The sequence below is a fragment of the Serratia liquefaciens ATCC 27592 genome (genome assembly GCF_000422085.1).
Classification (GTDB): Bacteria; Pseudomonadota; Gammaproteobacteria; order Enterobacterales; family Enterobacteriaceae; genus Serratia; species Serratia liquefaciens.
This window is the reverse complement of sequence record NC_021741.1, coordinates 4,183,134-4,209,988: the sequence shown is the minus strand read 5'-3', so window position 1 is coordinate 4,209,988 and position 26,855 is coordinate 4,183,134. Positions and strand designations below refer to the sequence as shown.

The 26,855-nt window shown below is 57.1% G+C and carries 25 protein-coding genes; 14 read left to right on the top strand and 11 right to left on the bottom strand.

What is annotated here, in order from left to right; genetic code table 11:
* Positions 1-19: 19 nt before the first annotated feature.
* A complete protein-coding gene (locus M495_RS19710) occupies positions 20-1,603 on the bottom strand; it encodes an L-lactate permease (RefSeq protein WP_020828430.1) in 1,584 nt (527 codons plus the stop codon).
* 336 nt (positions 1,604-1,939) lie between these two features.
* Positions 1,940-2,860, bottom strand: coding sequence for a LysR family transcriptional regulator (locus M495_RS19705; protein WP_020828429.1), 921 nt, complete (start codon positions 2,858-2,860; stop codon positions 1,940-1,942).
* 153 nt (positions 2,861-3,013) lie between these two features.
* Here M495_RS19705 and M495_RS19700 point away from each other — a divergent pair, with 153 nt between their 5' ends.
* Both M495_RS19700 and M495_RS25160 read left to right on the top strand, forming a co-directional pair.
* A complete protein-coding gene (locus tag M495_RS19700; RefSeq protein WP_020828428.1) occupies positions 3,014-4,666 on the top strand; it encodes a multidrug ABC transporter permease/ATP-binding protein in 1,653 nt (550 codons plus the stop codon).
* A gap of 296 nt (positions 4,667-4,962) precedes the next feature.
* On the top strand, positions 4,963-5,076 hold the full coding sequence (locus tag M495_RS25160; RefSeq protein ID WP_020828427.1) for a YmiA family putative membrane protein: 114 nt from the start codon (positions 4,963-4,965) through the stop codon (positions 5,074-5,076).
* Positions 5,077-5,250: 174 nt separating this feature from the next.
* On the opposite strand, the gene M495_RS19690 is transcribed toward M495_RS25160, so the two are convergent.
* Positions 5,251-6,471: a CynX/NimT family MFS transporter gene (locus M495_RS19690; protein WP_041414909.1), complete on the bottom strand. Its 1,221-nt coding sequence runs from the start codon at positions 6,469-6,471 to the stop codon at positions 5,251-5,253.
* Positions 6,472-6,984: 513 nt separating this feature from the next.
* Between M495_RS19690 and agaR the strand changes: the two genes are divergently transcribed.
* Genes agaR through agaF form a run of 6 tightly spaced genes read left to right on the top strand, consistent with a single transcriptional unit; the run spans position 6,985 to position 11,665 of the window.
* Positions 6,985-7,758, top strand: a complete 774-nt coding sequence (gene agaR, locus M495_RS19685; RefSeq protein WP_012146552.1) for a transcriptional repressor AgaR — start codon at positions 6,985-6,987, stop codon at positions 7,756-7,758.
* A 23-nt stretch (positions 7,759-7,781) separates the two neighbouring features.
* A complete protein-coding gene (locus M495_RS19680; protein ID WP_020828424.1) occupies positions 7,782-9,065 on the top strand; it encodes a D-tagatose-bisphosphate aldolase, class II, non-catalytic subunit in 1,284 nt (427 codons plus the stop codon).
* Position 9,066: 1 nt separating this feature from the next.
* Positions 9,067-9,543, top strand: coding sequence for a PTS N-acetylgalactosamine transporter subunit IIB (gene agaV, locus M495_RS19675; protein ID WP_020828423.1), 477 nt, complete (start codon positions 9,067-9,069; stop codon positions 9,541-9,543).
* Between the two features lie 14 nt (positions 9,544-9,557).
* A complete protein-coding gene (gene agaW / locus M495_RS19670) occupies positions 9,558-10,337 on the top strand; it encodes a PTS N-acetylgalactosamine transporter subunit IIC (protein ID WP_020828422.1) in 780 nt (259 codons plus the stop codon).
* Positions 10,327-11,220 (top strand): PTS system mannose/fructose/sorbose family transporter subunit IID, encoded by an 894-nt coding sequence (locus M495_RS19665; RefSeq protein ID WP_020828421.1) that lies wholly within the window; start codon positions 10,327-10,329, stop codon positions 11,218-11,220. Before agaW ends, M495_RS19665 begins: the two co-directional genes overlap by 11 nt.
* A gap of 10 nt (positions 11,221-11,230) precedes the next feature.
* Complete coding sequence (gene agaF / locus M495_RS19660; protein ID WP_020828420.1) at positions 11,231-11,665, top strand: PTS galactosamine/N-acetylgalactosamine transporter subunit IIA; 435 nt, start codon at positions 11,231-11,233, stop codon at positions 11,663-11,665.
* A gap of 39 nt (positions 11,666-11,704) precedes the next feature.
* On the opposite strand, the gene M495_RS19655 is transcribed toward agaF, so the two are convergent.
* Complete coding sequence (locus M495_RS19655) at positions 11,705-13,441, bottom strand: ABC transporter ATP-binding protein/permease (protein WP_020828419.1); 1,737 nt, start codon at positions 13,439-13,441, stop codon at positions 11,705-11,707.
* A 191-nt stretch (positions 13,442-13,632) separates the two neighbouring features.
* On the opposite strand from M495_RS19655, the gene M495_RS19650 reads away from it, so the two are divergent.
* Positions 13,633-14,340 (top strand): tetratricopeptide repeat protein, encoded by a 708-nt coding sequence (locus tag M495_RS19650; RefSeq protein ID WP_020828418.1) that lies wholly within the window; start codon positions 13,633-13,635, stop codon positions 14,338-14,340.
* A gap of 49 nt (positions 14,341-14,389) precedes the next feature.
* On the opposite strand, the gene M495_RS19645 is transcribed toward M495_RS19650, so the two are convergent.
* Both M495_RS19645 and M495_RS19640 read right to left on the bottom strand, forming a co-directional pair.
* On the bottom strand, positions 14,390-15,040 hold the full coding sequence (locus tag M495_RS19645; protein ID WP_020828417.1) for a DsbA family protein: 651 nt from the start codon (positions 15,038-15,040) through the stop codon (positions 14,390-14,392).
* 77 nt (positions 15,041-15,117) lie between these two features.
* Complete coding sequence (locus M495_RS19640) at positions 15,118-16,002, bottom strand: MBL fold metallo-hydrolase (protein WP_020828416.1); 885 nt, start codon at positions 16,000-16,002, stop codon at positions 15,118-15,120.
* 108 nt (positions 16,003-16,110) lie between these two features.
* On the opposite strand from M495_RS19640, the gene M495_RS19635 reads away from it, so the two are divergent.
* Both M495_RS19635 and M495_RS19630 read left to right on the top strand, forming a co-directional pair.
* Positions 16,111-17,019: a LysR family transcriptional regulator gene (locus M495_RS19635; RefSeq protein ID WP_020828415.1), complete on the top strand. Its 909-nt coding sequence runs from the start codon at positions 16,111-16,113 to the stop codon at positions 17,017-17,019.
* Between the two features lie 317 nt (positions 17,020-17,336).
* Positions 17,337-18,491: an MFS transporter gene (locus tag M495_RS19630; protein ID WP_020828414.1), complete on the top strand. Its 1,155-nt coding sequence runs from the start codon at positions 17,337-17,339 to the stop codon at positions 18,489-18,491.
* Here the strand turns inward: M495_RS19630 and M495_RS19625 are convergent.
* Positions 18,481-19,404: a LysR family transcriptional regulator gene (locus tag M495_RS19625; RefSeq protein WP_020828413.1), complete on the bottom strand. Its 924-nt coding sequence runs from the start codon at positions 19,402-19,404 to the stop codon at positions 18,481-18,483. The genes M495_RS19630 and M495_RS19625 overlap by 11 nt on opposite strands.
* 126 nt (positions 19,405-19,530) lie before the next feature.
* On the opposite strand from M495_RS19625, the gene lysA reads away from it, so the two are divergent.
* Positions 19,531-20,793 (top strand): diaminopimelate decarboxylase, encoded by a 1,263-nt coding sequence (gene lysA, locus M495_RS19620; protein WP_020828412.1) that lies wholly within the window; start codon positions 19,531-19,533, stop codon positions 20,791-20,793.
* Positions 20,794-20,823: 30 nt separating this feature from the next.
* Here the strand turns inward: lysA and M495_RS19615 are convergent, their stop codons facing one another.
* The 3 genes from M495_RS19615 to M495_RS19605 form a co-directional block, all read right to left on the bottom strand.
* Complete coding sequence (locus M495_RS19615) at positions 20,824-21,126, bottom strand: helix-turn-helix domain-containing protein (protein WP_020828411.1); 303 nt, start codon at positions 21,124-21,126, stop codon at positions 20,824-20,826.
* Positions 21,127-21,131: 5 nt separating this feature from the next.
* Positions 21,132-21,476, bottom strand: a complete 345-nt coding sequence (locus M495_RS19610) for a type II toxin-antitoxin system RelE/ParE family toxin (RefSeq protein ID WP_020828410.1) — start codon at positions 21,474-21,476, stop codon at positions 21,132-21,134.
* Positions 21,477-21,615: 139 nt separating this feature from the next.
* Positions 21,616-22,626, bottom strand: a complete 1,011-nt coding sequence (locus M495_RS19605) for a LacI family DNA-binding transcriptional regulator (RefSeq protein ID WP_020828409.1) — start codon at positions 22,624-22,626, stop codon at positions 21,616-21,618.
* A 151-nt stretch (positions 22,627-22,777) separates the two neighbouring features.
* Here M495_RS19605 and M495_RS19600 point away from each other — a divergent pair, with 151 nt between their 5' ends.
* On the top strand, positions 22,778-23,233 hold the full coding sequence (locus tag M495_RS19600) for a GNAT family N-acetyltransferase (protein WP_020828408.1): 456 nt from the start codon (positions 22,778-22,780) through the stop codon (positions 23,231-23,233).
* Here the strand turns inward: M495_RS19600 and galR are convergent.
* A complete protein-coding gene (galR, locus tag M495_RS19595; RefSeq protein ID WP_020828407.1) occupies positions 23,230-24,249 on the bottom strand; it encodes an HTH-type transcriptional regulator GalR in 1,020 nt (339 codons plus the stop codon). The two genes, M495_RS19600 and galR, sit on opposite strands and share 4 nt — an antisense overlap.
* 219 nt (positions 24,250-24,468) lie before the next feature.
* On the opposite strand from galR, the gene M495_RS19590 reads away from it, so the two are divergent.
* Positions 24,469-26,727, top strand: coding sequence for a molybdopterin guanine dinucleotide-containing S/N-oxide reductase (locus M495_RS19590; RefSeq protein ID WP_020828406.1), 2,259 nt, complete (start codon positions 24,469-24,471; stop codon positions 26,725-26,727).
* The last annotated feature ends 128 nt before the right edge of the window (positions 26,728-26,855 follow it).

Below are 26,855 nucleotides of genomic sequence, written 5' to 3'. Positions count from 1 at the left end.
TTCGATAACGTACTTTGGATCAGAGAGCCAGGATCTGGGCCATGACGGCGGCGATCCCTCCGTACGCCAGCATCGGCAGCACGGTCTTTCTGATGATTTTTCCTTCGGCGTTGCCGATCCCGAGGATCGAACAGACGGCGATAATATTGTTCAGGCACACCATATTGCCCATGGCGCCCCCGACGGATTGCAGCGCCAGCGTCAGATTGACGTTGAGTCCGCTGCTCAGGGCGATCGACTGTTGAATGCCGCCGAACGTCAGGTTGGAAACGGTATTAGAGCCAGAGAAGAACGACCCCAGCGCACCCAGGAAAGAAGAGAACAGCAGCCAGCTTTCCCCCGTCAGTGCCGCAAGCGCTTTGCCAATGAGGATCACCGGCGCGTCGTTTTCCCCCTGCATCATCAGGTTGACCATCACCAGGGCCCCCAACAGGGCGATAAAGGGCTTGGCTATCCGTTGACCGGTTTCGCTAAACATCTGTTTGACCTGGTGACGGTTCAGCCGAAACAGCGGAATACACAGCACCGCCACCAGCAGAAAGGGGATCAGCGCGGGCACGTACAGCGTTTTGTAGCTGGCAGCGGCCTGCGTGCCGAGCACCTGTTGCAGCTCGATAATCAGGGCGTCGCTGACGCGCAGCTCACCCAACCAGCCGAGGCTCCCTTGCCACAGCGGAGCAGTACTGTTGAGCAGCGCTTTGATGCCCAATTGGTGGATGCGGGTCACTATCAGGATAGCAATCAGCAGCAGGGTCGGCGTCATGGCTTTGAGCACCTGGATAAAGGGCACCGGCTGGGCGCTTTCCTGGTTTTTATCAACCCGAACCAGGCCGATGCCGGCGCGGGCCAGCAACACCGACACCGCCAGGCCAATGGCGCCGCCGACCAGCGCCGGAAATTCATAATTCACCTGCGCCAGCAACAAATAGGGAAGGGTACAACTCAGGACGCTAAGCAAAATAAAAGGCAGATTGCGGCGAATGTCCCGCCAGGAAACGATAAAACGCAATGCCAGCAGCGGGATCGCAAACCCGGCGACAAAGTGGATCAGCGCGGTCTGGCGGCCAATCTCCAGCAGACTGGCGTCTGAAAGGCCCAGATTGGCAAAGCCAAACCAGGTAGGGGTGCCCACGGCGCCGAAGGAAACGGGCACCGAGTTCATCACCAGCGTCAGCAGGGCAACCCGCAGTGGGTTAAAGCCCAACCCCACCAGAATCGGGGCCGCGATAGCCGCCGGCGTGCCGAAGCCGCTGGCACCTTCTATCATGAACGCGAATGCCCAACCGATGATCATCAACTGGGCCACGGGATTGGGGCTGATATTCTCCAACCAGCGGCGTACCACGTTTTCCGCCCCGCTGATCTGCATCAGTTTGTTCAGCAAAATCGCACCGGCGATGATGGTGATAGGGGTTAAAACCGCCACCAATGCAGTGACGATATTGGCATGTAACAGCAGGGGAGCGCTGTCGAACCACAGTCGCTGCACGGTATACACGACGGCAGCCGTCAGCGGCAGAGCGAGGTAAGAGGGAACGCCATTCCTTTTGGTCATCATCCAAATCAGCAGGACGATGGGCGCAACGCTGAAAAAAAGGGACATAAGATCCTCTTCGGTTATTATTTTTATTTTCACGGAGATGTAGCTAAATAGTTAATTGCCGCAACATTTTTATTCTAATCACAACATTGGAGGCGGTGCTATACGGCAATTTTTTAACATTGAAATGCTTAGGCGTGATGATTACGAAATGAGACTATTGGTATATGAAAGGTGAGGTTATATTTATCTAAAAATCAATGAGTTGAATTTTCACTTAAGATGTGGGTGGGGCTGGATCACATTAATTAGGCGTTAATTGACCATAGATTATCCCCAAAAATGACGTAATCCCTCGTCGGCATCTTACTGCTGGTGGGAATAATATTGTGATCGGCCTCAAAAATAATGGCTGATATTTTGATAGCCCGCGATGATATGTTCGATCAACAACCGGGTCTTTAAGGGTAAATTGCGGGTATAAGGGTAGACCGCGTAAACGCCTAATATCTTGCCACAGTGCCCGGACAAGACTTCTACCAGTGTTCCTGCCTGCAAATCCTCAAACACCATGCAGCGTGGCACCATGGCAATGCCATAACCGCCGATCGCCGCCTTGCGGATGGCCCGCGCGTTATTGGCCGACAAATTGCCTTTAACCTGTAGCTCATAAATTTCGCCGCCGCCCGGTGGCTTCATCAGCCAGTTGTCGGTACCACTTTCCTGATAGGTGTAGGTCAGGCAATTATGCTTGAGCAGATCGTCGGACGAATGGGGTTCGGCATGCTGTTGCAGATAACCGGGCGAGCAGACTATTACCCATCGGGAGTCAAGAATGTGGCGTGCGATAAGGCTTGAGTCCGGCAGGGTGCCGGTGCGGATCGCCAAATCTATCCCTTCGTTGACCAGATCGGCAAAGCGATTTTCCAACCGCATCTCTACCTTTAGGTTCGGGTGCCGCGCACAAAATTCGGCCACGCTCTCACTGAGCAGCAGCTCGCCAGAAATGGTCGGTACCGACATGCGGATGACGCCAGTCAACTCGTCGCTATTTTCACTGACGACATTCAAAGCATCTTGAATTTTGGCGCTGATCTCTTTGGCCTGGCGATACAGGCTGCGGCCATTTTCCGTCAGCGTCAGGCTGCGCGTGGTGCGGTAAAGCAGGCGCGCGCCGAGGGATTTCTCCAGACGTCCGATACGCTTGCTGACCACCGAGCTGGTGATGCCGGCCGTTTCTGCGGCTTTGCTGAAAGAACCGCAGTCAACAATTAAGGCGAACAGGATCAGATCGTTGGCATATTCATGTGTAGGCAGCATCAGTCTTGGTTTTCCTTGTCCCAGATCTCCAGCCAGTGTAAATCCTCTCGGGCAGGAATCAATCGTCGACGACAATATGAGAATTGTTATTGATATCACTTTTTGGCCGCTTACAATGCCTGCCATCTCAATATTTCAGGGTAAGGGTTTTTCATGGAGTTGCTACGGGTGGTTTACCGCCAATATCGCTGGCCGTTTGTGGCGGTAATGGCGTTGACCATGGCCAGCGCGGCATTGGGTATCGGCATCATTGCCTTTATCAACCTGCGGCTGATGACGGCGGCGGGCGATCCGCTGGCGGTATTGCCGGAGTTTCTCGGGTTGCTGGCATTGCTGATGGCTGTGACGCTGGGTTCGCAGTTGGCGCTGACCGCCTTGGGCCACCACTTCGTGTTTCGGCTCCGCGGTCAATTGATGAAGCGGATCATGGATACCCATATTGAGCGGATCGAGCAGCTTGGCAGTGCGGCATTGCTGGCGAGCCTGGCCAGCGATATTCGCAATATTACCCTGGCTTTTGTGCGTTTGCCCGAACTGGTTCAGGGGGTGATATTGACGTTGGGGTCGGCAGCTTATTTGGGCTGGCTGTCGCCGCAGATGCTGGCGGTGACCGCTATTTGGGTCGCGGTGACGGTGTTTGGCAGCGGGTGTCTGGTATCGCGGGTTTATCGTCATTTGACCCGTGTACGTGAGTCCGAAGAGCGTCTCTATCAGCACTATCAGTCAGCCATTGACGGCCGCAAAGAGTTGGCATTGAACCGCGATCGCGCCAAAGCGCTTTACCGCCAGGCCTACCAGCCGGATGCCGAAGAGTATCGCTATCATATTATTCGTGCTGATACCTTCCACCTCAGCGCGGTGAACTGGTCGAATATCATGATGCTGGGCGCGATAGGCCTGGTGTTCTATATGGCCAACAGCCTGGGCTGGGCCGATACCGCCGTGGCGGCGACCTATTCACTGACGCTGCTGTTCCTGCGCACGCCGTTGCTGCAGGCGGTGGGAGCATTCCCTACGCTTATCAGCGCAGAAGTGGCTTTCAACAAGGTCAAATCCTTACGGCTCGCCGACTATCAAGAGGAATTTCCGGCGGGAACGACCAAGGCCTGGCAAACATTGGAGCTGCGTGAGGTGATGTTCCATTATGGCGCGACGGAAGAAAAGGCCGGATTCGCCGTGGGTCCGCTGAATTTGACGCTGCACCGCGGCGAATTGGTGTTCCTGATTGGTGGCAATGGCAGCGGAAAATCGACGCTGGCCATGCTGCTGACCGGACTGTACCAACCGGTCAGCGGGCAGATACTGCTGGACGGCATTGCGCAGAATCCGGCGGACATGCATGACTATCGCCGGTTGTTTTCCGCCATTTTCACCGATTTTCATCCGTTCCAGCATTTGCAGGGGCCTGAGGGCGAGCAGCCGGATGCTGAACTGGTGGAAAGCTGGCTTCATCGCCTGAACATGAAAAACAAGCTGGAGTTTGACGGTCTTCGGGTGACTAATCCTCAGTTGTCACAGGGGCAACGCAAGCGTCTGGCGCTGTTGCTGGCGGTGGCCGAAGAGCGAGATATTCTGCTATTGGACGAATGGGCGGCGGATCAGGATCCGCAATTCAGACGCATCTTTTATCGTGAGCTGCTGCCACAGCTGCGCGCACTGGGTAAAACGGTGTTTGCCATTAGTCATGACGATCATTACTTCGAACACGCGGACCGCCTGTTGCAAATGCGCGATGGGCAGCTTAGAGAATTGACCGGCAGCGATCGTGAACACGCCAGCAGGGACTCCGTTTCCCATATTGATTAATGCCAAGCGGGCTGCTAACGCCGCCCGCATCGCTGATACAGCGCAAAAACGGCCAAATACCACAGAGTACCGCCTCTCAATACAGCCGTTTGGACTGGGCTGCCACTGGCTAATGCAAGCCAGTATTTATCAGGAATAACCTTGTTAATCATAATGCTTTGTCGACACCCCTCCCTTTCCATGTACGCCAGTAGCAGGTTTTTTTGAAATATCCATAGTAATAAACTACTTTATTGATCGTTTAAATAGATCAATAATTCATTTTTAATTAGTTTAATCTATTGGATGGGGCGACTGTGATAAGCAAGGATGACGCGGATATCAAACGTAAAGCTTGGCTGTGCGTATTTATCGGCTGCGGGATATTTTGGTTGGCCGTCGCCGTCGTGATTTATTGGCTGTTTATTTAGGAAATAGAGTGATGGAAAAAAAACGCGTAAAGCGCACAGGGGGCGACCGGGGTCAGAGTCCGGCCAAAATCCCCCCTTCCTGGCAGTTGACGAGAGAACAACGGGATTTCATTAACGACCTCTGGCAGGACGATGCCAGGGAGCCAGGGCCGGAACACTCGCTTCCTCCTGAGGTTAACGAATAACCTGATTGCGCCCGGCCAACATGCCAAACAGCATTTGCAACAGTGTCAGGCACAGCAGAACCATCAGTGGCAATCGCCAGCCCTGAGTCAGATCGTGTAACAAACCGAACAGTGTGGGTCCCAGCGCCGCCAACAGATAGCCGACCGATTGCGCCATGCCCGACAACTGCGTGGCCTGATGATGATGGCTGCTGCGCAGGCCAAAGAAGGACAGCGCCAGCACCAAAGAACTCCCCGCCCCCAGCCCGGCAAAAATCAACCACACCAAAGAGTAACCCGGCAGCAGCAGCAGACCGGCGACGCCGATAAAAATCAGCAGAGAACTGCATAGCGCGATGGCGCGCTGATCGCGGGCGCGCGGCAGAATAAACACCATGACAAAGTTGGCGGCGATCGCTACCACCTGGTAAATAAACAGCTCAAAACCGGCCTGTTGCGGCGACGTGCCATGGCTGGCGGCGAAGGCGCTGAACCAGCCGATAATGGTGTAAAAGGTTATGGACTGTAAGCCCATAAACAATGCCACTTGCCACCCGAGTGCACTGCGCCACGGAGAGCGGGCCGATACCGGCTGAGTTTGCAATGCGTGACTGGCTGTCAAGGCGGGTGAGCGGCGCAGTTGCGGCAACCAGACAATCAGCGCCAATAGCGCTGGCAGGCTCCAGCACAGCAGGGAAAAACGCCAGCCGAGATTGTTCAACGCTGCCAGCGGCACGGCCAGCCCTGAGGCGGTTGCGGCTACCAGTGACATGACTGCCGCATAGGCGGCAATCATGGCGGCGGCTCGGCTCGGGAAGTCGCGTTTCACCAGCGTGGGAAGTACCACGTTGGCAAAGGCGATGGCCGCACCGATCAAAATACTGCCCAACCACAACATGCCGGTTTGCGGCATCGAGCGCAGCACAATACCAATCACCAGCAACAGCAATGCCATGCCCAGCGTACGCTCAATGCCGATGCGCTTCGCCAGACCGGGCGTGACCGGCGACAGCACGGCAAACAGGATTAGCGGCAGTGAATTAAGCAGGCCAGCCGAGGTGGCGGAAAGCATCAATTGCTGCTGGATTTGTTCCAGCAGCGGGCCCACGCTGGTTAATGCGGCGCGCAAGTTGGCAGCGACCAGCATAATGCCGGCAACCAGTAACAAGGGGTGACGTAAACGGCTGCGCTTTGTTGCGGCAGACGTGGGGGTTACAGCGGATTGGGGCATCAGTTCCTCGCACCAGGGCATGCAGTCAATCAATTCTGCACGGCATGATGCGTTGATTGACGTTAACGCTTACGTACCGGCAGGGGCCGATATCTGCGCGCAAGTGTAGGGAAGAACCCCTGGCCTGACAAGGGGCCGATTCAGCAGTGCGCAAGCCTTTCCCCTGCCGCAAGCGGCACGCAGAATACGCATAATTACGATTATGTGATCCCGATCACCCGGTGAACTAAAAGTCGGCCAACCTGGTCGTCGCGTGGACGCTTTCGTTCTGCGCATTGCGGCAGACTTCTCACCCCGGCTACCGCGCTCGCCCTGACATTTCATTTTGCCTTTCGCTGCGGCAATTAATTTTCACTTCATTTCGATTCGAAAGGTTTTTAGCCACTTTTTCTGCTAAAACAGCGCTGTAACCGCGATCACAATTTCATTACTTTCGCTTTGCTGTAATGCCTGCGCAGTAGAGCGAAAGCCATCTTCTCCCCGGCCTGGCCGGAAACCTGAGGACCGCAGCTCATGCCAGTGAATACCGCAAAGCGCCGTGAACACATTATCGATCTGTTATGCGAACACGGCAGCGTTCGTGTGGAGCAGCTCAGCAAACAGTTTGCAGTATCCACGGTGACGATCCGCAACGATCTGCGCTTTCTGGAACGAAAAGGGTGTGCGCTACGGGCCTATGGCGGCGCAATGCTCAATCAGCAATTTGCCTTCGATCGTCCACTGCATGACAAAGGACGGTTGAACCGCGATGTGAAGTCGCAGATCGCAAGCGTAGCGGCAAGCTATGTGCGTGATGGCGACGCGCTGATCCTCGATTCCGGTTCCACCACCACCCAGATAGTGCCGTTCCTGAAAGGACGACGCGATCTGGTGGTGATGACCAATGCGCTGAACATTGCCTATGAGCTTTCCGGTAATGATGGGGTGGAGGTGATGGTGTTGGGCGGCAGCGTGCGCCGTAATTCTTACTCGCTCTACGGTCCGGCTGCCGAGCAGCAATTGCGCCAGTACCGTTTCGACAAACTGTTTTTGGGCGTCGACGGTTTCGATCTGGTTGCCGGTATCACCACGCCTCACCCTGGAGAGGCACACCTCAACCGCGTGATGTGCGAGGTGGCGCGCGAGATTATCGCCGTGGCGGATGCCAGCAAGTTTGGTCGCAAGAGCTTTTGCATGATTCGCGAAGCCGGACAAATTCATCGGCTGATTACCGACAGCCTTCTTCCGGACGATTACGAGCGGGCGTTAACCGAGTTGGGCGTGGAGGTAGTCATCGCCGATCGGTAGTACGGCGCCTGCATGGGGGATTCATGCAGCAGTTGTTACAGCTTGTTGAGCAGCACAAGGCCGGTAAACCGGTCGGGATCTTTTCCGTTTGTTCCGCTCACCCCTGGGTGCTGAAAGCGGCCCTGCGGCAGGCCAAAACGCGCGGCACGCCGGTACTGGTCGAGGCCACCTCGAATCAGGTTAATCAATTTGGCGGCTACACCGGCCAGACGGCGGAACAATTCCGCGACGCCCTGTGGCAATTGGCGGACGAGGAAGGGTTGGCACGCGATCGTTTGTGGCTGGGAGGCGATCATCTCGGCCCCAACGCCTGGCAGGATCGGCCGGCAGAAGAAGCGATGCAGTTGGCGGAAACGCTGATCGACGATTATGTTCGCGCCGGTTTTCGCAAAATCCACCTCGATTGCTCCATGTCCTGCGCTGGCGATCCTTTCCCTTTAAATGATGAAACCGTCGCTGCCCGTGCGGCACGTTTGTGCGCCATTGCTGAACGCGCCTGGCAGCAAAGCGGCGGTGAGCCGCCGGTGTATGTGATAGGTACCGAAGTGCCGGTGCCGGGCGGCGCGCAAGAGGCGTTGGAAGGCATGCAGGTCACCACGCCACAGGCGGTGCAGCAAACGCTTGAAATCCATCGCCTGGCCTGGCAGCAAGCCGAACTGGTCGATGCCTGGACGCGAACCATTGCGCTGGTGGTGCAGCCGGGCGTTGAGTTTGATCATCACAGCGTGGAGCACTATCAACCGCAACGGGCCCATGAACTGAGCCGCTTTATCGAACGGCAGCCGGGCATGGTGTACGAGGCGCACTCGACGGATTACCAACCGCCGCAGGCCTATCGACAGCTGGTGGGCGATCATTTTGCCATCCTGAAAGTCGGCCCGGCACTGACTTTCGCACTGCGCGAAGCGCTGTTCGCACTGGATCACATTGAACGTGAATGGCTTGGCGAGCACCAATCGGCGCAGCTGTGCGCCACGCTGGAGCAGGTCATGCGCGAACAGCCACAGCAGTGGAGCCGTTACTACCATGGCAACCCTCATCAGCAGTATCTCGATCGTCACTACAGCCTGAGTGACCGGGTACGTTATTACTGGCCGCAACCACAGGTGCAGCAGGCGGTAGATAGCCTGATCGACAACTTGCGCCGCCATCCGGTGCCGCTAGCGCTGTTGAGCCAGTATCTGCCAGACCAGGCGCGCGCGCTGAATGCCGGGGAACTGAGCAACGACCCGCAGGATTGGGTAATGCATAAGGTGACGCAGGTGCTCGACGACTACCATGCCGCCTGTTATCCGGAGGTGCGTTGAAATGCCGAATATCTTGATGACTCGTATCGATAACCGACTGGTGCACGGCCAAGTCGGCGTTACTTGGACCAATACCTTGGGCGCCAATCTAGTGGTGGTGGCCAACGATGAAGCGGCAGCCGATCCTGTGCAGCAGAACCTGATGGATATGGTGGTGGCGGAAGGGGTGCAGACGCGCTACTTCACGCTGCAGAAAACCATCGACGTGATCCACAAGGCGGCGGATCGACAGAAGATCTTTTTGGTATGCAAAACGCCGCAGGATGTTTTGCGGCTGGTGCAGGGCGGGGTGCCGATCCGCTTCGTGAACGTCGGCAACATGCATTTTGCCGAGGGGAAGCGGCAGGTGCATAAAACGGTCTCGCTGGATGAGTGCGACGTCGCCGCTTTTCGCGAACTGGCGGCGCTTGGCGTTGAATGCGAGGTACGCCGGGTGCCGGATGAAGCGGGTGAGGCGGTCGGCAAGCTGCTGTTCTGAGTTCGGGGGAAATCATGTTAACTGATGCGTTATTGATTGCACTGTTGGCCGGGCTGGCGGGGGTCGATCTGTTTGACGGCCTGACCCACTTTCATCGCCCGGTGGTGCTGGGGCCGCTGGTCGGCCTGATTTTGGGGGATGTGTACACAGGTCTGCTGGTGGGCGGTACGCTGGAATTGGTATGGATGGGCATGGTGCCGCTGGCGGGCGCCCAGCCGCCGAACGTGGTGATTGGCGGGGTGATCGGCACGGCGTTTGCCATCCTGACAAAGGCCGATCCCAAGGTGGCGATCGGCGTGGCCGTGCCGTTTTCTATCGCGGTGCAGGGCTGTATTACGCTGCTGTTTACCCTGTTTTCACCGATGATGCACCGCTGCGATCGGATGGTGAAAGAGCTGAACTGGCGCGGTATCGAACGGGTGAATTATCTCGGTATAAGCATCCTGTTCGCGTTCTATTTTGTCGTGGCTTTTTTGCCGATTTATTTCGGTGCCGATGCGGCCAGCGCCATGGTGCAAAAAGCACCGACCTGGCTGCTGGACGGCTTGGCAGTGGCGGGTGGCATGATGCCGGCGATCGGTTTCTCGCTGTTGATGAAAGTGATGATGAAAAAAACCTACGTGGCTTATTTCATCCTCGGCTTTATTTCCGTCACCTTCCTGAAACTGCCGATCCTGGCGGTGGCGCTGGGGGCACTGGCGATCGCACTGATCGATTTCTTTAACAGCCAAAGATCCGGGGCGGACACGCCCAAACCGTCCGTACAACAGGAGGATGCTGAAGATGGCATTTAATGATTCCGACGATCTGCTGGCGCAAAAAGCGGAACAGCGTATGGCGCAGGCCCTGGCGACCAGTCAGGTAGACCAGGACGATTATGTCGACAGCGAGCCGGCAGAGGCGCTGACCCGTGGCGATATCAACCGCATGGCATGGCGTTCCTTACTGCTGCAGGCATCGTTCAACTACGAACGTATGCAGGCCGGTGGCTGGCTTTATCAGTTAATTCCAGGATTACGCAAGATCCATCGCAATCCGCAGGATCTGGCCAATTCGATGAAGATGCACATGGAGTTTATCAACGTGCACCCGTTCGACGTCACCTTCCTGTCCGGGCTGGTGCTGGCGATGGAACAGAACAAGGAGAAGATTTCTACCATTCGTGCGGTAAAAGTGGCGCTGATGGGGCCGCTGGGCGGCATTGGCGACGCGCTGTTCTGGCTGACGCTACTGCCGATCTGCGCCGGGATCGGCGCCTCGTTGGCGCTGGAAGGCAGCCTGTTCGGGCCGATCGTCTTCCTGCTGCTGTTTAACGTTTTTCACTTCGGCTTGCGGTTCGGGCTGGCGCATTATGGCTATCAGGCCGGCACCAGCGCCTTGGCGCTGCTGAAAACCCATACCCGCCGAATATCACACGCCGCCTCGATTGTCGGCATGACGGTGATCGGCGCGCTGGTGGCTTCCTATGTCCATCTTTCCACCCCGTTGGTGATGCATGCCGGCAAGGCCAGAGTGGCGTTGCAGACCGACGTGCTGGACAAACTGATGCCCAATCTGTTGCCGCTGTGCTTTACGCTGCTGATTTTCTTCCTGATGAAGCGAGGGTTCTCGCCGGTGAAGCTGATTGGCGTGACGGTGGTGATTGGCGTCGTGGGCAAATTTATCGGTTTATTGTGAGGAAAGGGCGATGCCAGGCATTGTGATTACCGGCCACGGCAGCTTTGCCAGTGGCCTGCTGCAGGCGGTAGAACAGGTGGTGGGGCCGCAGCAAAATTGCGTCGCGGTCAATTTCCCGGAGCAGATGAGCACCGCTCAGTTAAGGGGCGCCCTTAATGCGGCGCTAACCGAAGTGGCGCAGGCGGACGGCGTGGTGTTTCTCACCGATATGCTCGGCGGATCGCCGTTCCGCTGCGCCAGCGAACTGGCGGACGAGCGCGGTGATTGCGAAGTGCTGACCGGGGTAAATATGCAGCTGGCAGCGGAAATGATGCTGGAACGCGATGGGCTAAGCCTGGATGAGTTTCGCGAAGTGGCGTTGGCGTGCGGCAAACGTGGGCTGACCAGCCTGTGGCACGAAAGGCGTCGGGTGAAATGCGAGGACGTTCAGGCCGATGGCATCTGAGTAAAGCCGGGCGCAACCGTACAGGCTGCGCCCGAGCACTTAGCCGGCAACCGGCAATGGGCTGAGTGCCATGCGTGCCGGTTGGCTTTCTTCCGCGCGGCTAAAGCGCCAGCAGCTCTGATGATACTTCGCCACGCTGTTGCGGTGCGCCACGCTAACCAGCGTCACATCCGGCAATTCATCCACCAACAGGCAGTACATCAGTTGCTCGGTTTCGTCGTCCAGCGCGCTGGTGGCTTCGTCGAGGAACAAAATGTCCGGGCGGGTCAGAATCGCACGGGCGAAGGCTAATCTCTGCTGTTCACCTGGAGACAGGCGTTGGCTCCAGTTGGCGCTGGTATCCAGCCTGCGCTGAAGGTGTTTAAGGCGGCAGTTATCCAGGGCTTTCAGCAGCTGTTCATCGCTGTACTCGGCGGCAAGATGCGGATAGCTGAGCGCCTCTCGCAGCGTACCGATCGGAATATAACTGCGTTGCGGCAGGAATAACGTACTGCTGGCGGCGTCGAGCCCAATCGCACCGGAACCATACGGCCAGATACCGGCAATGGCGCGCAACAGGGTTGATTTACCGCAGCCTGATGGGCCAACGATCAGCACCCGATCGCCACGTTTGAGCGTCATTGAGGTCGGCTCCATTAACCGTTGACCGTCCGGCAATTGCAGGCTGAGGCGGTCAAGGACCATCGGCTGTTCATTCTCCGGCTGCAATTGTATGCCGCGCTGTTGATGGTGTACCTGATCCACGGCGGCGTTAAAACCGGCCAGACGGTTAACGCAGGCTTTCCAGGTGGCCAGATCGGTAAAGGCATCGATAAACCAGGACAGAGCGCCCTGTACTTGCCCAAAAGCGGAGGCTATCTGCATCATTCCGCCCATTTGGATGGCGCCGGAAAAATAGCGTGGGGCTGCCACCAGTAGCGGAAAGACAATGGCGAATTGGCTGTAGAAATTGGAGGCAATATTGAGCCGCCGGGTGATGCGCATGATCGACCACCAGTTGGCACGGATGGCTTCAAAGCGCCCGCCCAACTGCTGTGCTTCATGCGGCTCGCCGTGATACAGCGCGATGGCATCATTATTTTCGCGGATGCGGATCAGCCCAAAACGAAAGTTCGCTTCATAGCGCTCCTGATTAAAACCCAGTTGTACCAAGGGTTTGCCGACCCACCAAATCAGCAGTGATCCCAGTCCGGCGTACAGCAGAGCGAACCACACCATATAGCCGGGTAGGGTAATAGCGTGCTGGCTGATGACAAAGGTAATAGGGCCACTGACATGCCACAGGATGGCGATAAAAGAAAACAGCGTCACCAGGCTGGACAGTAACCCCAACGAAAGCGACAGCGTGTATTGGGTCAGCACGTTGAGATCCTCGGCGATACGCTGGTCCGGGTTATCGACGATTTGCTGCTGTTCGGTATGGTAATACGCCTGATGCGCCAGCCATTTACCCATGAATTTTTCGGTCATCCAGCGCCGCCAGTGCATCTGCAGGCCCTGTGTCAGGTAAATTTTAAACACCGCCAATACGATGAAAATCAGCGCCAGATAGGTAAAGCGCCACAGCTGCGCCTTGAATACCGGGTAATTTTTATTTTGCAGCGCGTCGTAAAACACCTGGTTCCACTGGTTGATCAGCACGCTGATGTACACCAACCCCAGTGACAAGGCGATGATGGCGATCAGCATCGCCCAGGCCCGCAGTTTCTCCTCCGAGACCCAGAAGGGTTTAATCAGTTGCCAGACGGCGTGTTTGGGTGTGGGGATAGCGTTCATGGACTCTCGCAGGTTTAATCTTTTTTTCAGCATGGGCCGGGGACAGGTAACAAACAAACGTTGACTGTAAGCAGTTTTAACGCCGCTAACCGTTTGAAATATCGCGGCTGAATCGTCAGGGGTGATGCGGTGGCGGTTGGCGGTTATACTGGCGCCGAAATTTGGCTCGTTTACTGCGGAAAGGATAAGTGATGAAGGCGTGGGTTCCCCTGCTGTTGGCCTATGGTGCGCTTGCCTGCGACCAGGCGATGGCGCAGATTGACGAGCCGGATATTGATGCCGATTGTCACAAGGTCGCAAGCTATGCCGAGTTGGGCAAAAACGCTTATCAGCGTGGCGATTACCCGCGAGCTGCGGATATTTTCCGCGATCAGGCCGCCTGGAGTGAGTTCTGCGGTTTGGATAGCCAGGCAACGGCCACTGCTTATAACAACGTAGCGCTGGCATTGATGCATGCCGGCGAGCTGCTTAAGGCGCGAGCCTATTTAGAATTGGCACCACAAGACAGCAAGTCGCAACATAATCTCAAGCTGTTGCAGGAGCGGCTGGAGAAACGAACGCCGCCGATCGGGCCGGGCGGAGTCTATTGGCAATATGCCGGGCGCGGCGTCTGGAGCGAGGTTGAGGTCAAGCCGCAAGATGGCCGCTGGCTGATCGTTTACTCTGGCTATTACATGCCGCAGATGGGCTTGTATTACGGGCCGAATATGGGGGAGTTCACTCAGACGTTGCCGATAGAGCACGGCAAAGCAGTATACCGTCAGCGGGAACCGGAAGATGTGATGGCGTGCGATGTGGCGATGCAGTTCGGTAGCGATGGTCTGGACATGCACACCGAGGGGGATTGTGGGTTCGGTTTTAACGTGCGTGCGGAAGGGCACTTTATACGGGTTGAATAATCAGCTCCGGGCATCCAATACTTTGAACACCCGGCAGCCGTAACAGGTATTAGGCCCAGGTAGCGGCGCCGCTCAATAACTCTTTCCAGGCCTCAACGTTGCCCAGATAGTTGCCCGCCGGGATCTGGCGCAGCTGGCCTTCGCTGTCTTGCAGAGCGAAAGTTGGGAACCCCTGGCCCTGAACCTTGGCAAGCAATGCCCGGCTTTGCGCGATGTGCTGCGCGGTTGGCGCACCGGTGTTAAACCGCATTTCGGCGATAAACGGAGCAGAGGGCAAGCCCAGCTCTTTTGCCAGCGCTTCCAGCACCGGCGTGTCGGCGATACGGCGACCTTCCTGGTAATGTGCTTCCTGAATGCGGTGCAGCATATCCAGCCCGCGTCCCGCCAGCGCTTGCGCTGCCAGTATGGCGGTAATCGGCGGCTCCGAGTCCATCACAGCGGTGGTATCACGCAACAATCCATTGAAATAAGCTTCGCCAAAGGGTTGGCCGGTTAACTCCGCAATGCGCTTGTCATGCGGGATCACATAATTGCGCCATTCATCCGTGATTTGGCGGCGGTTGTTGCCGGTCATCATACCGCCGGCGTGCAGGGCGATGGTTAGCCCTGGAATAGTTTTGGCCGCCTTCACCAGCGGGGCTGCGCCATAGCACCAGCCACACAGCGGATCGAAAATGTAGTGCAGAGTCGTACCGGTCATATCTTTTCCTCGTTATACCCGCCGCCTTTGCGGCGGCCGGGTAGCAGTAACGCCTTGGCCTGGGTGTTTCGGCGTGCTTATTGCGGCCACTTCATTTCGCCTTTCAGCACTTTGGCGCTCAGTTCCAGGCTGGATTCGTCTTTCAGATCCGGGTAATGCTTTTTCATTGCCGCCACCAGTGCCGCAGAATCTTTGGCTTTTGGTAGTTCAGCCTCCAGCGTGGTCAGGTAGTTCTGGGTAAAGGTGACAGACTTCAGCGTCTGGTCTGCGCCCGGCAGGAAATGGCCAGGGACCACGACTTCCGGTTTCAACGCTTTGATGCCTTCCAGCGTTTGCTGCCAGTGTGCGCGGGATTCAACGGTTTGGTTATCGGCAATCCACGGATGGATATTGTCGCCGGCTACCGGCACACCGCCCACGACCGCTTTCAGCGCTGGGATCCACACGTAGGTGCGTTCCGGCGTCGGGCCGGTCAGGCCTTTCACTTCCACTTTCTGGCCGTCTACGGTGAAGCTGTCACCCTGCAACGCCTGAGGCACCACCACCGCTTTCGGCGCGTTGTCCTTCAAGATTGGGCCCCAGTACGCCACTTTGCCGTCTTTGGTGGCATTGATTTCTTCGATGGTACCCGGTGACGCGATGATTTTAGCCTCAGGGAACGCGGCTTTAATGACGTCCAGACCAAAATAGAAATCCGGATCTGAATGGCTGATGTATACGGTGGTCAGCTTCTTGCCGGTCGCCTTGATCTTTTTCACCAGGGCTTCCGCGTCGTTACGCTGGAACTGGGCGTCGATCAGTGCGACTTCGTGTTTGCCGCTGATGATTTCGGAAGACACCGGGAACACGCTTTTCTCACCTGGGTTATACACTTCCATCGTCAGGGTGTTGGCGGCGGTAGCGAAGGTGCTTACTGTGGCGATGCCGGCAAAGGCCAGGGTCAACAATGATTTCTTAAACATGGGTAGAGGTCCTTGGGATGCGATTAATGTTGTATAGATGTTAGGTTGCATAAAGCGATAGAAAAACCGGATAATGAGCAACTATTCATTGCGTAAATCGGACGAATCATGGATCGCATTACCGCTGCTGAGGTTTTTATCACCATCGTCGACCGTGGCAGCATGATTGCCGCCGCGGAAACGTTGGAAATGTCGCGGGCGATGGTGACGCGTTATCTGGCTCAAATGGAGCAATGGGCCGGCGCGCGTTTACTGCATCGCACTACTCGTAAGCTTAGTCTGACTGACGCCGGTGAGCGCACGCTGGAACGCTGTCGACAGATGCTGGCGCTGGCGGGCGAAATCGATTTGGTCGAAGGGGAGCAGAGTGACGAGCTGCGTGGCCTGTTACGCATTACCTGTTCACAATCGCTGGGCCAGACGGCGCTGGTGGGCGCGGTGGCGCAATACCTGAAACGCCATCCGCAGGTTGCAGTGGATCTGCAAATGAACAATCGCACGGTAAATCTGGTGGAGGAGCGTATCGATCTGGCGTTACGCATCACTAACGAATTGGATCCCAATCTCATCGCCCGGCCATTATCCTCCTGTGCTTCCGTGGTCTGCGCTTCCCCGGCCTATCTGGCGGCACACGGCACGCCGCGTCATCCGCAGGATTTGGCGCTGCATAACTGCCTGACTTATTCCTACTTCGGTAAAAGCCTGTGGCATTTTGACCTTCAGGGCGTGAAGTCGGCAGTCGCGGTCAGCGGCAACCTGAGCGCCAACGAATCGGTGGTGTTGATGGCGGGCACGGTACAAGGCGCGGGTATTTCCATGCAGCCTTACTATTCTGCAGCCCCTTTACTGGCCAGTGGCGAACTGATTGAGCTGATGCCGGATTACCGGCCCCAGTCGATGGGGATCTACGGTATCTATACCTCACGCCGCCAGATGCCAGCGACATTACGCACCATGTTGGACTTTTTGGTGGAGTGGTTTGCCCACGATCCGGATTGGCAGGCGACGCTGCGCTGATAGCGTTAACACACGGGTAACATTTTTACACATTTTTCATCATCAGCGCATTCAAACAGTTAGCGAGCCAGGCATGGCTTTTTGTGCGCAGCGGCCGTTTTGCCACTGGTTTTTACGCGGGATTGCGTGCTATTTCTGTAACGAGAAAAGCGTGAATAAGACTTAATAATTATAGGGTTAAGCAGTTAACCCCGCTCTTTGAACACCCTCTCTGACCCTTTTTCGCGGGCAGCCTGTCGGGCTGCCCGTCAATTTTATGTGTTTTTACCGGCCCCGAGTGCCTGACACCGGGGCTTTGTTGACTGGGAGCTTTCCGCATGCCTGTTTCTCTGCTCGCACTGGCATTAAGTGCATTCGCTATTGGCACCACCGAGTTTGTGATCATGGGGTTGCTGCCTGAAGTGGCGGGAGATCTGCAGGTCTCCATTCCTTCTGCCGGCTGGCTGATCAGCGGCTATGCCCTTGGCGTGGCTATCGGTGCACCCATCATGGCCTTGCTGACCGCGAAGCTGCCGCGCAAAAAAACGCTGTTGCTGCTGATGGTGATTTTCATCTTCGGCAATATTATGTGCGCCCTGGGGTACAGCTATGACTTCCTGATGCTGGCGCGCATTATCACCGCCTTGTGCCACGGCGCCTTCTTCGGTATTGGCGCGGTGGTTGCGGCCAATCTGGTGCCGCCAAACCGCCGGGCTTCAGCCGTGGCATTGATGTTCACCGGCCTGACGCTGGCCAACGTGCTCGGCGTGCCGCTGGGTACCGCACTGGGTCAGGCGCTGGGTTGGCGTTCGACGTTCTGGGCGGTGGCGGTCATTGGCGTACTCTCTCTGTTGGCGCTGTACAACAAGCTGCCCAGCGTGAAGGACGAGGCCCCGACGGATCTGAAAAAAGAGCTGGCGGCGTTGCGCGGCGGCGGTATTTGGCTGTCATTGTTGATGACCGTGGCCTTTGCCGCATCGATGTTCGCGCTGTTTACTTATATTGCCCCGTTACTGACCGAGGTGACGGGTGTTTCTTCCCATGGCGTCAGTTGGACGCTATTGCTGATGGGGGTTGGTCTGACGCTGGGCAACATCCTGGGTGGACGTTTGGCGGACTGGCGCTTGCCGTTGACGCTGACCTGTACGTTCCTGGTGATCGCCTGCTTTGCGGCATTGTTCAGTTGGACCAGCCATTCGATGGTACCGGCTGAAATTACCCTGTTCCTGTGGGCCGCTGCGGCGTTCGCCGCCGTACCGGCGCTGCAAATCAACGTGGTGACCTACGGTAAAAAGGCTCCCAATCTGGTGTCCACGCTGAACATCGCCGCGTTCAACGTCGGTAATGCGATTGGTGCCTGGGTCGGCGGTGTCGTGATAGCGCAGGGGTTGGGCTTGACCAGCGTACCGCTGGCCGCTGCGGGGATCGCGTTGCTGGGTCTGGTACTGTGTCTGGTGACGTTCAGCCGCGCCAAGCGCCCGGCTAGCGCGTAATCACGGCGGCCAGACGGGCGGGCAGCGTTTGTGCCTGTTGCTGCAAATGTTGAGTAAAGGCCGTGACCAGCGCCGACGACGGGCGGTGCAGCGGCCGGATCAGGCTAACGGTAAAGGGCACGTCAACGCTGAATGGCCGTATATGTATACCGTTGTTGGCGTAGTCCAACGCCGTTAGCGGATTGACTATCGATACCCCCACGCCGGCTTTGACCATGGCGCAGACCGACGCTGCGCTGTGGGTTTCCATCACCAGCCGGCGATTAACCCCTTCCTCACTGAACAGCGAATCCAGCAGTTGGCGATAGCTGTCGGTGTTCGACAGGCTGATAAAGTTTTGTCCGGCAAAATCCTGCGGCGTCAGCCGCTTTTTCGCCAGCAGCGGATGCCCGGCCGGCAAGACACACACTTCGTTCAGCGTCATCAAGGTCATTCGCTCGGTGCCCGCCGGAGTCAGGGTATTTTCCGTCAGGCCCAAATCGTGGCGCTGCGCCGATAACCACTCTTCCAGCAACGGTGATTCCTGCGGTATCACGCTGAAGCTGACCTCCGGATAGCGATCGATAAAGGGTTTGCACACCGCCGGCAGCAGCGATTGTGAAAATACCGGCAGGCAGGCAATCGAAAGCTGCGCCTGCTGGAACTGGCGGATACCGGCGGCGGCATTGACGATGCGATCAAGGCCGTAATAGGAACGTTGCACCTCTTCCAACAGCCTCAGGCCCTGTACCGTGGGGGATAACCGCCCGCGCACCCGTTCGAACAACTGCAGTTGGATCAGTTTCTCGAAGCGCGCCAACTCGCGGCTGACGGTGGGTTGCGAGGTTTGCAGCAGCGCGGCGGCTTCGGTCAGATTGCCGGTCGTCATCACCGCATAGAAGATTTCAATCTGGCGCAGGGTTATCGCGTGCATCGGCTGATTCCATCATGAACAAAGCCATATCATAAATGAATAGACTCTGGCTAAATAGATATTTTCCACCCGAGAAAGAGTGCGGCAATATTGAGTGCATACCATTTTCGAACCGGGAACATCACTATGCCACGCGCTTTGCACGACACTTCTACCGCTCTTAACGCCGCTAACCTATTGGCGTTGCCTGAGCGCTTTGGTTGCCCTGTGTGGGCCTATGACGCAGCGATTATCAGCGAGCGCATCAGCCAATTGCGGCATTTTGACGTGATCCGTTTTGCCCAGAAGGCCTGCTCGAATATTCATATTTTGCGCCTGATGCGTGAGCAGGGCGTCAAGGTGGACTCGGTGTCGTTAGGCGAGATTGAGCGTGCATTGCAGGCCGGTTTTCAGCCGGGTGGCGAACCAAGCGAAATCGTGTTTACCGCCGATGTGCTCGATCACGCGACTCTGGCTCGCGTCAGCGAATTGAAAATCCCGGTCAACGTCGGTTCGATCGACATGCTGGAACAGCTGGGGCAGGTCTCTGCCGGGCATCCGGTGTGGCTGCGCATCAATCCAGGTTTCGGTCACGGCCATAGCCAGAAAACCAACACCGGCGGTGAGAACAGCAAGCACGGTATTTGGTATGCCGACTTACCGCAGGCGGTGGAAAAAATTCAGCAATACGGTCTGACGCTGATTGGTGTGCATATGCATATAGGGTCGGGGGTGGACTACCAGCATCTGGAGCGCGTGTGTGACGCCATGGTGCAACAGGTGATCGACCTCGGCCAGGACATCAGTGCGATTTCTGCCGGAGGCGGCCTGTCGATCCCTTATCAGTACGGCGAAGAGGCGATTGATACCGAACACTATTTTGGCCTGTGGAACAGCGCCCGCGAGCGTATTGCCGCACATTTGGGTCATCCGGTGAAGCTGGAGATCGAACCGGGTCGTTTCCTGATGGCGGAAGCCGGTGTGCTGGTCGCCGAGGTACGGGCAGTGAAAGACATGGGCAGCCGGCACTTTGTGCTGGTGGATGCCGGTTTTAATGATTTGATGCGTCCGGCAATGTACGGCAGCTATCACCACATATCCCTGCTGCCGGCCGACGGTCGTGATACCGCACACCAGCCACTGCGTGAAACCGTGATTGCCGGACCGCTGTGTGAATCCGGAGACGTCTTTACTCAGCAGGCCGGTGGCGGTATTGAAACCCGCGAGCTGCCGCCGGTGCAGGTTGGCGATTATCTGGTGTTCCATGACACCGGTGCTTATGGCGCGTCTATGTCTTCAAACTACAATAGCCGCCCGCTGCTGCCGGAAGTGCTGTTTGAGAACGGCGAACCGCGCCTGATCCGTCGTCGCCAGACCATCGAAGAGCTGATTGCGCTGGAACTGATCTGATGCTTTTGGGCGCAGTTTGCTGCGCCCATTTTACAGCGTCATCCGTCGATGCTGGCCGTTCGGGAGCTGAACTTCCAGCGACAGCGTTCCCCCCATGGCTTCGATATAGCGTTTGAGTGAAGAGAGTTTAATTTCGCTGCCGCGTTTTTCCAGGTTGGCGACCGAAGGTTGGCTGATACCAAGCCGCTTGGCCAGTTCCACCTGAGACACCGCCAGTTCTTCCCGAAGCATTGCCAGCCGCAGTTCAAAAATTTCTTTGTCCGCTTTCTGTTGCGCAGCTTCAACTACGGTGGGATCGAGTCTGTCGATCAGATCTGATAAGGGTTTGGCCATTTACGTTACCTCTGGGTTGCCAAGTAATGTGAAAACTCTCTGACGGCGATCGGCAACATTTGTTGATAGAAGCGTTTATTACCGGTTTTATCGCCACCGCAAAGCAGGACCGCTTGTCGTTGCGGATCGAAGGCGAAGAAAATCCGAAACGGCCGACCGCGATGCTGAATACGTAACTCTTTCAGATGCTGTATTTGGTTTTTGTGATTCAGCGTGTCGGCATGAGGACGCGCCAACAAGGGGCCGAATTCCTGCAGTTTGAATATTCCTACCAGCACGCTTTTTTGTTGATCGCTGTTTAATGATAAAAACCAGTTGTCGAATCGTTCGACGGTCACGATCTGCCACATGTCAAACTCCGAATATAGCTTTTAAGCTATATAGTGTAAAGATTATTGTCTTGACAATATGCGGATTGGTGGCAGGGAAGGGAAATTGGCGTTGAAGAAATACGGCGCTGTACGCAATCTGCGACAGCGCCCGGAGGGATCAGTCGGCGTAAGGCCCGGGGAGCACCGATTCACGCAGCCGCAGTTCGCCGGTGAACGGGGTGAGTGGCTGTGTGTCTTCCCCATTGATCAGGCGAAAAGCCTGGCTGATGGCGGCTTCGATCATTACGTCGATCGGCAGATACACGGTAGATAGTGCGGGTTGCAAATAGGCGGCGCTGGGCTCGTCGTCAAAGCCGAACAGTGAGACATCCTGCGGCAGGCGTTTGCCCGCATCGTGCAGCGCCTTCATCGCGCCGACCGCCATGTCGTCGTTGCAGGCGAACAGCGCGCTGAAATCGATATGCTCGGCCAGCAAACGCCGGGTGCCCTGATATCCGCTTTGCACGCTGCTGTCACCGTAGGCCACGCGGGCTTCGTTGAAGGCAATATGGTGCTGCTCTAACGCTTGTTGATAACCTGCCAGCCGCGCCTGTGCTGTTGGCGTGGCGATGGGGCCGGTAATGCAGGCGATCTCGCGATGCCCCTGCCGAATCAGATAATCCACCGCATGGAAGGCCGCCTTTTGCTGTTCGAAGAACACGCAGCGTGCGCGCGCCTGTGGCAGATCCCGATTGATCACCATGATCGGCACCGGCAGGCTGTCCAGCAGCTTCATCAGCGCAGTTTCTGACATGAAACGGGTATACAGGATGATGGCATCACAGCGGCGATCCGCCAGCAGCTGTACCGCCTGCAGTTCATCTTCCGGCGTGTCGTGGCCGTCGGTCACAATCAGATGTTTGCCGCTGGCCTCGATCAGCTTGGCTGCGCGACGAAGCAGGCGTCCGAAGTAGGGGCCGTCGAAATTGGACACTACCAGGCCAATGCTGTTGGAGCTTTTGTTTGCCAGCGATTGGGCGAGGAAGTTCGGGCGGTAACCCAAATCGTCCATGGCCTTGAACACCGCATCGCGGGTGCTCTTTTTCACCTGGCCGGTGCCATTTAACACGCGTGAAACCGTGGCTTTGGATACCCCCGCGCGAATGGAAACATCCAACATGGTGATCATCAGTGGCTTACCTCTTTCAACATCCGCTGTGGCAAATATCGCTCAGTCTAGCATAGGCTTACCCCTTGGCTGCGTGGGATTTTTCCGCCGGGATTGTGTTGTGGCGCAACGTCCGTAGACTGATGCCAGACAATGGGAAAAGAGAGAAGAGATGACTGAGATTAAGCTTCTGGCGGATTATCCACAGCATCGCGGTCAGGTGATTGATTGGCTGTGGCAGGCGTTTGGCAGCGAAAACAGCCGGGCATTTTTCGCCAGCGTGGTGGACAGCGGGCTGTGCGGAGCCGATTTGCCCATTACTTTTATCGCCCTGCAGGACGATAAAGTGGTTGGCACCGTCGGCTTATGGCGCTGCGACTTGATCAGCCGGCAGGATCTGACGCCCTGGCTGGCGGCGCTGTATGTCGACGAAAGCCAGCGCGGCAGCGGTCTGGGGCTGCGGTTGCAGCAGCATGTGCAAGACTACGCCCGACGCACCGGCTTCAGTGAGCTTTATCTCTACAGTGACTTTAGCGGCTATTATGAGCGCCATGGCTGGCGCTACATCGGCGATGCGCTGGATTACCCCGATCGCCCGGTGCGGCTGTATCACCGGGAGTTGATCTAGTTCTGCTCGTAAACGTTATTGATGCTGGCCACCGAATGGCGGCGCACCAGCGTCGGGCTGAACATGTTGGTGATCTCCGGCAGCGGCTGATTGTTGGCCAGTGCCAGCGCCAGTTCGGCCGCCTGGGTTGCCATGGCCACCACCGGATAGCGAATAGTGGTCAGACGCGGCCGCAGGTAGCGTGAAATCAGCACGTCATCGAAACCAATCAGCGACATCTGCCCCGGCACATCCACGCTGTTGTCGCTCAGTACCGAAAGGGCACCGGCGGCCATTGAGTCGTTGTAGCAGGTGACCGCGGTGAAGTTTTTACCGCGCCCGAGCAGCTCGGTCATCGCCTGTTCGCCGCCAATCTCGTCTGGCTCGCCGTAGGCAATCAGTTTTTCATCTACCGCAATGCCGTGCTCCTGCAATGCATCGAGATAGCCCTGCAGACGGTCCGCCGCATCGGAAATTTGGTGGGTGGAGCAGATGATGGCAATACGCTGGTGCCCTTGTTGGATCAGGTGGCGGGTCGCCAGCCAGGCACCGTAGCGATCGTCGAGCGCCACGCAGCGCGATTCAAAGCCCGGCAGCGTGCGGTTAATCAGTACCATGCCCGGGATCTGCTGCATCCACCCGCTTAACTCACGGTCGGTCAGCTTTTTGGCATGTACCACCAGCGCGGCACAACGGTGGCGTACCAGCTGTTCAATCGCCTGACGTTCTTTTTCCGCCTCGTGGTAACCGTTGCCAATCAGCAGGAAATTGTGGGTGGCGTAGGCCACCTGTTCCACGGCCTTGACCATGGCACCAAAGAAAGGATCGGAGACGTCGGAAACGATCAGCCCGAGCGTTTCGGTCGATTGCTGTGCCAGCGCGCGGGCATTGGCGTTTGGGTGATACTGCAGTTGTTCCATCGCAGCCAGCACGGCGGTGCGTGAGCCTTCGCTGGCCTTGGGAGAATTGTTTATTACGCGGGATACCGTGGCCACGGAAACACCCGCCAGCCTGGCAACATCCTTTATGGTAGCCATATCTGTCATACATCCTGGGTAATCGCTTACATCCCTCAGTCTTGCGGAAAAAGCCCGGGGCTGCAAGCGCTGGCGATCGTAACTTGTGGCGGCTGTTGCAGATATGGGCAATTTACCCCGAGCTTAGACCTGTGCCGCTCAGTGATAGAGCCATTTGTGCTTTGGCGCGGCGCATCGGCTAATGCTATTTTTGGGCATCCATTCTTGGCTGAGAACACCATGTCGATTAAACGCTATCCGCAACTCGCTCACTGGGGCGCCTATACCGCCGTGGTTGAAGACGGCAGGCTTATCCGTTGTGAGCCGTTTGCCGACGATCCGGATCCTTCCCCAATGCTCGACTCCATCGCGCCGATGGCCTATTCCGACAAGCGCATCCGCAAGCCGTCCGTGCGCCGTTCCTGGCTGCAAAAGCGTGAAGGCAGCGACCGTACGCTACGTGGCCGCGAGGATTTTGTCGAAGTGGATTGGGATCTGGCGCTCGATCTGGTGGCGGAAGAAAACCGGCGCGTGCGCGATCGCTACGGCCCCTCCGGCTTGTTTACCGGTTCCTATGGCTGGTCATCTGCCGGGCGCCTGCACCACGCTCGTTCGCTGGTGCGCCGTTTTTATTTTGCTGGCGGCGGCGGTGTCGATCAGTTGGGCAACTACAGCTGGGGAGCGGCCCAGTTTTTCCTGCCGTATGTGAACGGTACTTTCACCCCATTGACCGGCCGTGTCACCAGCTGGCCCAGCGTGGTTGAGCACTGCGAGCTGTTTGTGGCCTTCGGCGGCCTGGCGTTGAAAAATGCCCAGGTCTCTTCCGGCGGTGCGGCGGAGCACTCGCTCAAACCCTGGCTGCAAAAGCTGGTGAAAAAAGGCACTCCGGTGATCAACATCAGTCCGATGCGGGATGACTGCCCGGAATTTGTGAATGCCGAATGGATCCCAATTCGCCCGAATACCGACGTGGCGCTGATGCTGGCACTGGCGTATGAAATCCAGCGCCGTGGCGCTCAGGATGAAGCTTTCCTCTATAGCCACTGCACCGGCTATAGCCAGTTGGCGGATTATCTGCGCGGCACCGACGACGGCGTGGCAAAAACGCCCGAATGGGCCAGTGCCATCACCGGCATTCCGGCGGCGCGTATCGGTTTGCTGGCGCAGCAACTGATCGGCGTGCGCAGTTTTATCACCTGCTCCTATTCGGTTCAGCGAGCCCATCGCGGTGAACAACCCTACTGGATGATGATTGCCCTGTCGGCGATGCTCGGCCAGGTGGGGCTGCCGGGGGGCGGTTTCTCCTTTGGTCACGGCTCGATGAACGGGGTCGGCAACCCGCGGGTGGACACGCCGGGGCCCATGATGCCGGTCGGCGCCAACCCTTGTGGGCTGGCCATCCCGGTGGCGCGTATCTGCGACATGCTGTTGCAACCCGGCGGCTCCTATCAGTTCCGTGGCGAGACGCACCAGTATCCGGATATTCATTTGGTGCACTGGGCTGGCGGCAACCCGTTCCATCATCACCAGCAACTAAACCGGCTGGTGGAAGGCTGGCAGAAACCGGATACGGTGATAGTGCAGGATATCTGGTGGACGCCGGCGGCCAAGATGGCGGACATCGTGCTGCCGGTCACCACCTCGCTGGAACGTAACGATATCGGCGGTTCATCGCGCGATCGCTACGTATTGGCGATGCATCAGGCCATTGCGCCACAGCATCAGGCACGTAACGACTTTGATATTTTTGCCGATCTGGCGGAGCGGCTCGGTTACCGTGAGCAGTTCACCGAAAACCGCGACGAGCGGGCCTGGATCGAATCTATCTATCAACAATGCGGCCAGGCGCAGGCGGGGACCGGCGTAGAATGGCCCGAGTTTGAGGATTTCTGGCGCAAAGGCTACGTCGAGCTGCCGGCACCGGCGAAAGAATTCGTGTTCTTCGACGATTTTCGTGCCGATCCGCAGGCCAATCCGCTGCAAACGCCGAGCGGCAAGATTGAGTTGTTCAGCGAGAAAATCGCCGGTTATCGCTATGCCGATTTTGCCCCGCATCCGCAGTGGCAGCCGCCAGTCGAGTGGCTGGGGGCACCGGAGGCCAAAGAGTGGCCATTGCATCTGATATCTATCCAACCGAGCGATCGCCTGCACAGCCAGATGGATCCGGCGCCGCTGGCGCAGGGCAATAAAACGGCCGGGCGCGAAACGCTGTATATGCACCCGGAAGATGCAGCCAGGCGCGGCATTGCCGAGGGGGCGGAGGTACAGGTCAGCAACGCGCGTGGCAATTGCCTGGCAGGCGTTGCGATCACCGACGGCGTCACCCAGGGCGTAGTGCTGATGGCAACCGGCGCCTGGTTTGACCCAGGTTTTGGTGCCGAGCGCCTGCAGGTGGAACAGTCCGGCAACCCGAACGTGTTAACGCTGGATATCGGTACCTCGCCATTGACTCAAGGGCCGAACGCCATGAGCTGCCTGGTAGAAGTGAGCGTACGATAAACATCCAACCCCACGGCAAGGCGAGCTCACTGTGGCTTGAAAGGCCGTGGGGATACACCGCTGGTTACACTTTGCGCCCTAATGTTTCGATTGGCCGCTGGCTGGTTTTCGGCTCAACGCGGTAAATT

Coding starts and splice junctions, on each gene's coding strand:
- M495_RS19710 (WP_020828430.1), bottom strand. CDS start 1,603: ATGTCCCTTTTTTTCAGCGTTGCGCCCATCGTCCTGCTGATTTGGATG.
- M495_RS19705 (WP_020828429.1), bottom strand. CDS start 2,860: ATGCTGCCTACACATGAATATGCCAACGATCTGATCCTGTTCGCCTTA.
- M495_RS19700 (WP_020828428.1), top strand. CDS start 3,014: ATGGAGTTGCTACGGGTGGTTTACCGCCAATATCGCTGGCCGTTTGTG.
- M495_RS19690 (WP_041414909.1), bottom strand. CDS start 6,471: ATGCCCCAATCCGCTGTAACCCCCACGTCTGCCGCAACAAAGCGCAGC.
- agaR (WP_012146552.1), top strand. CDS start 6,985: ATGCCAGTGAATACCGCAAAGCGCCGTGAACACATTATCGATCTGTTA.
- M495_RS19680 (WP_020828424.1), top strand. CDS start 7,782: ATGCAGCAGTTGTTACAGCTTGTTGAGCAGCACAAGGCCGGTAAACCG.
- agaV (WP_020828423.1), top strand. CDS start 9,067: ATGCCGAATATCTTGATGACTCGTATCGATAACCGACTGGTGCACGGC.
- agaW (WP_020828422.1), top strand. CDS start 9,558: ATGTTAACTGATGCGTTATTGATTGCACTGTTGGCCGGGCTGGCGGGG.
- M495_RS19665 (WP_020828421.1), top strand. CDS start 10,327: ATGGCATTTAATGATTCCGACGATCTGCTGGCGCAAAAAGCGGAACAG.
- agaF (WP_020828420.1), top strand. CDS start 11,231: ATGCCAGGCATTGTGATTACCGGCCACGGCAGCTTTGCCAGTGGCCTG.
- M495_RS19655 (WP_020828419.1), bottom strand. CDS start 13,441: ATGAACGCTATCCCCACACCCAAACACGCCGTCTGGCAACTGATTAAA.
- M495_RS19650 (WP_020828418.1), top strand. CDS start 13,633: ATGAAGGCGTGGGTTCCCCTGCTGTTGGCCTATGGTGCGCTTGCCTGC.
- M495_RS19645 (WP_020828417.1), bottom strand. CDS start 15,040: ATGACCGGTACGACTCTGCACTACATTTTCGATCCGCTGTGTGGCTGG.
- M495_RS19640 (WP_020828416.1), bottom strand. CDS start 16,002: ATGTTTAAGAAATCATTGTTGACCCTGGCCTTTGCCGGCATCGCCACA.
- M495_RS19635 (WP_020828415.1), top strand. CDS start 16,111: ATGGATCGCATTACCGCTGCTGAGGTTTTTATCACCATCGTCGACCGT.
- M495_RS19630 (WP_020828414.1), top strand. CDS start 17,337: ATGCCTGTTTCTCTGCTCGCACTGGCATTAAGTGCATTCGCTATTGGC.
- M495_RS19625 (WP_020828413.1), bottom strand. CDS start 19,404: ATGCACGCGATAACCCTGCGCCAGATTGAAATCTTCTATGCGGTGATG.
- lysA (WP_020828412.1), top strand. CDS start 19,531: ATGCCACGCGCTTTGCACGACACTTCTACCGCTCTTAACGCCGCTAAC.
- M495_RS19615 (WP_020828411.1), bottom strand. CDS start 21,126: ATGGCCAAACCCTTATCAGATCTGATCGACAGACTCGATCCCACCGTA.
- M495_RS19610 (WP_020828410.1), bottom strand. CDS start 21,476: ATGTGGCAGATCGTGACCGTCGAACGATTCGACAACTGGTTTTTATCA.
- M495_RS19605 (WP_020828409.1), bottom strand. CDS start 22,626: ATGATCACCATGTTGGATGTTTCCATTCGCGCGGGGGTATCCAAAGCC.
- M495_RS19600 (WP_020828408.1), top strand. CDS start 22,778: ATGACTGAGATTAAGCTTCTGGCGGATTATCCACAGCATCGCGGTCAG.
- galR (WP_020828407.1), bottom strand. CDS start 24,249: ATGGCTACCATAAAGGATGTTGCCAGGCTGGCGGGTGTTTCCGTGGCC.
- M495_RS19590 (WP_020828406.1), top strand. CDS start 24,469: ATGTCGATTAAACGCTATCCGCAACTCGCTCACTGGGGCGCCTATACC.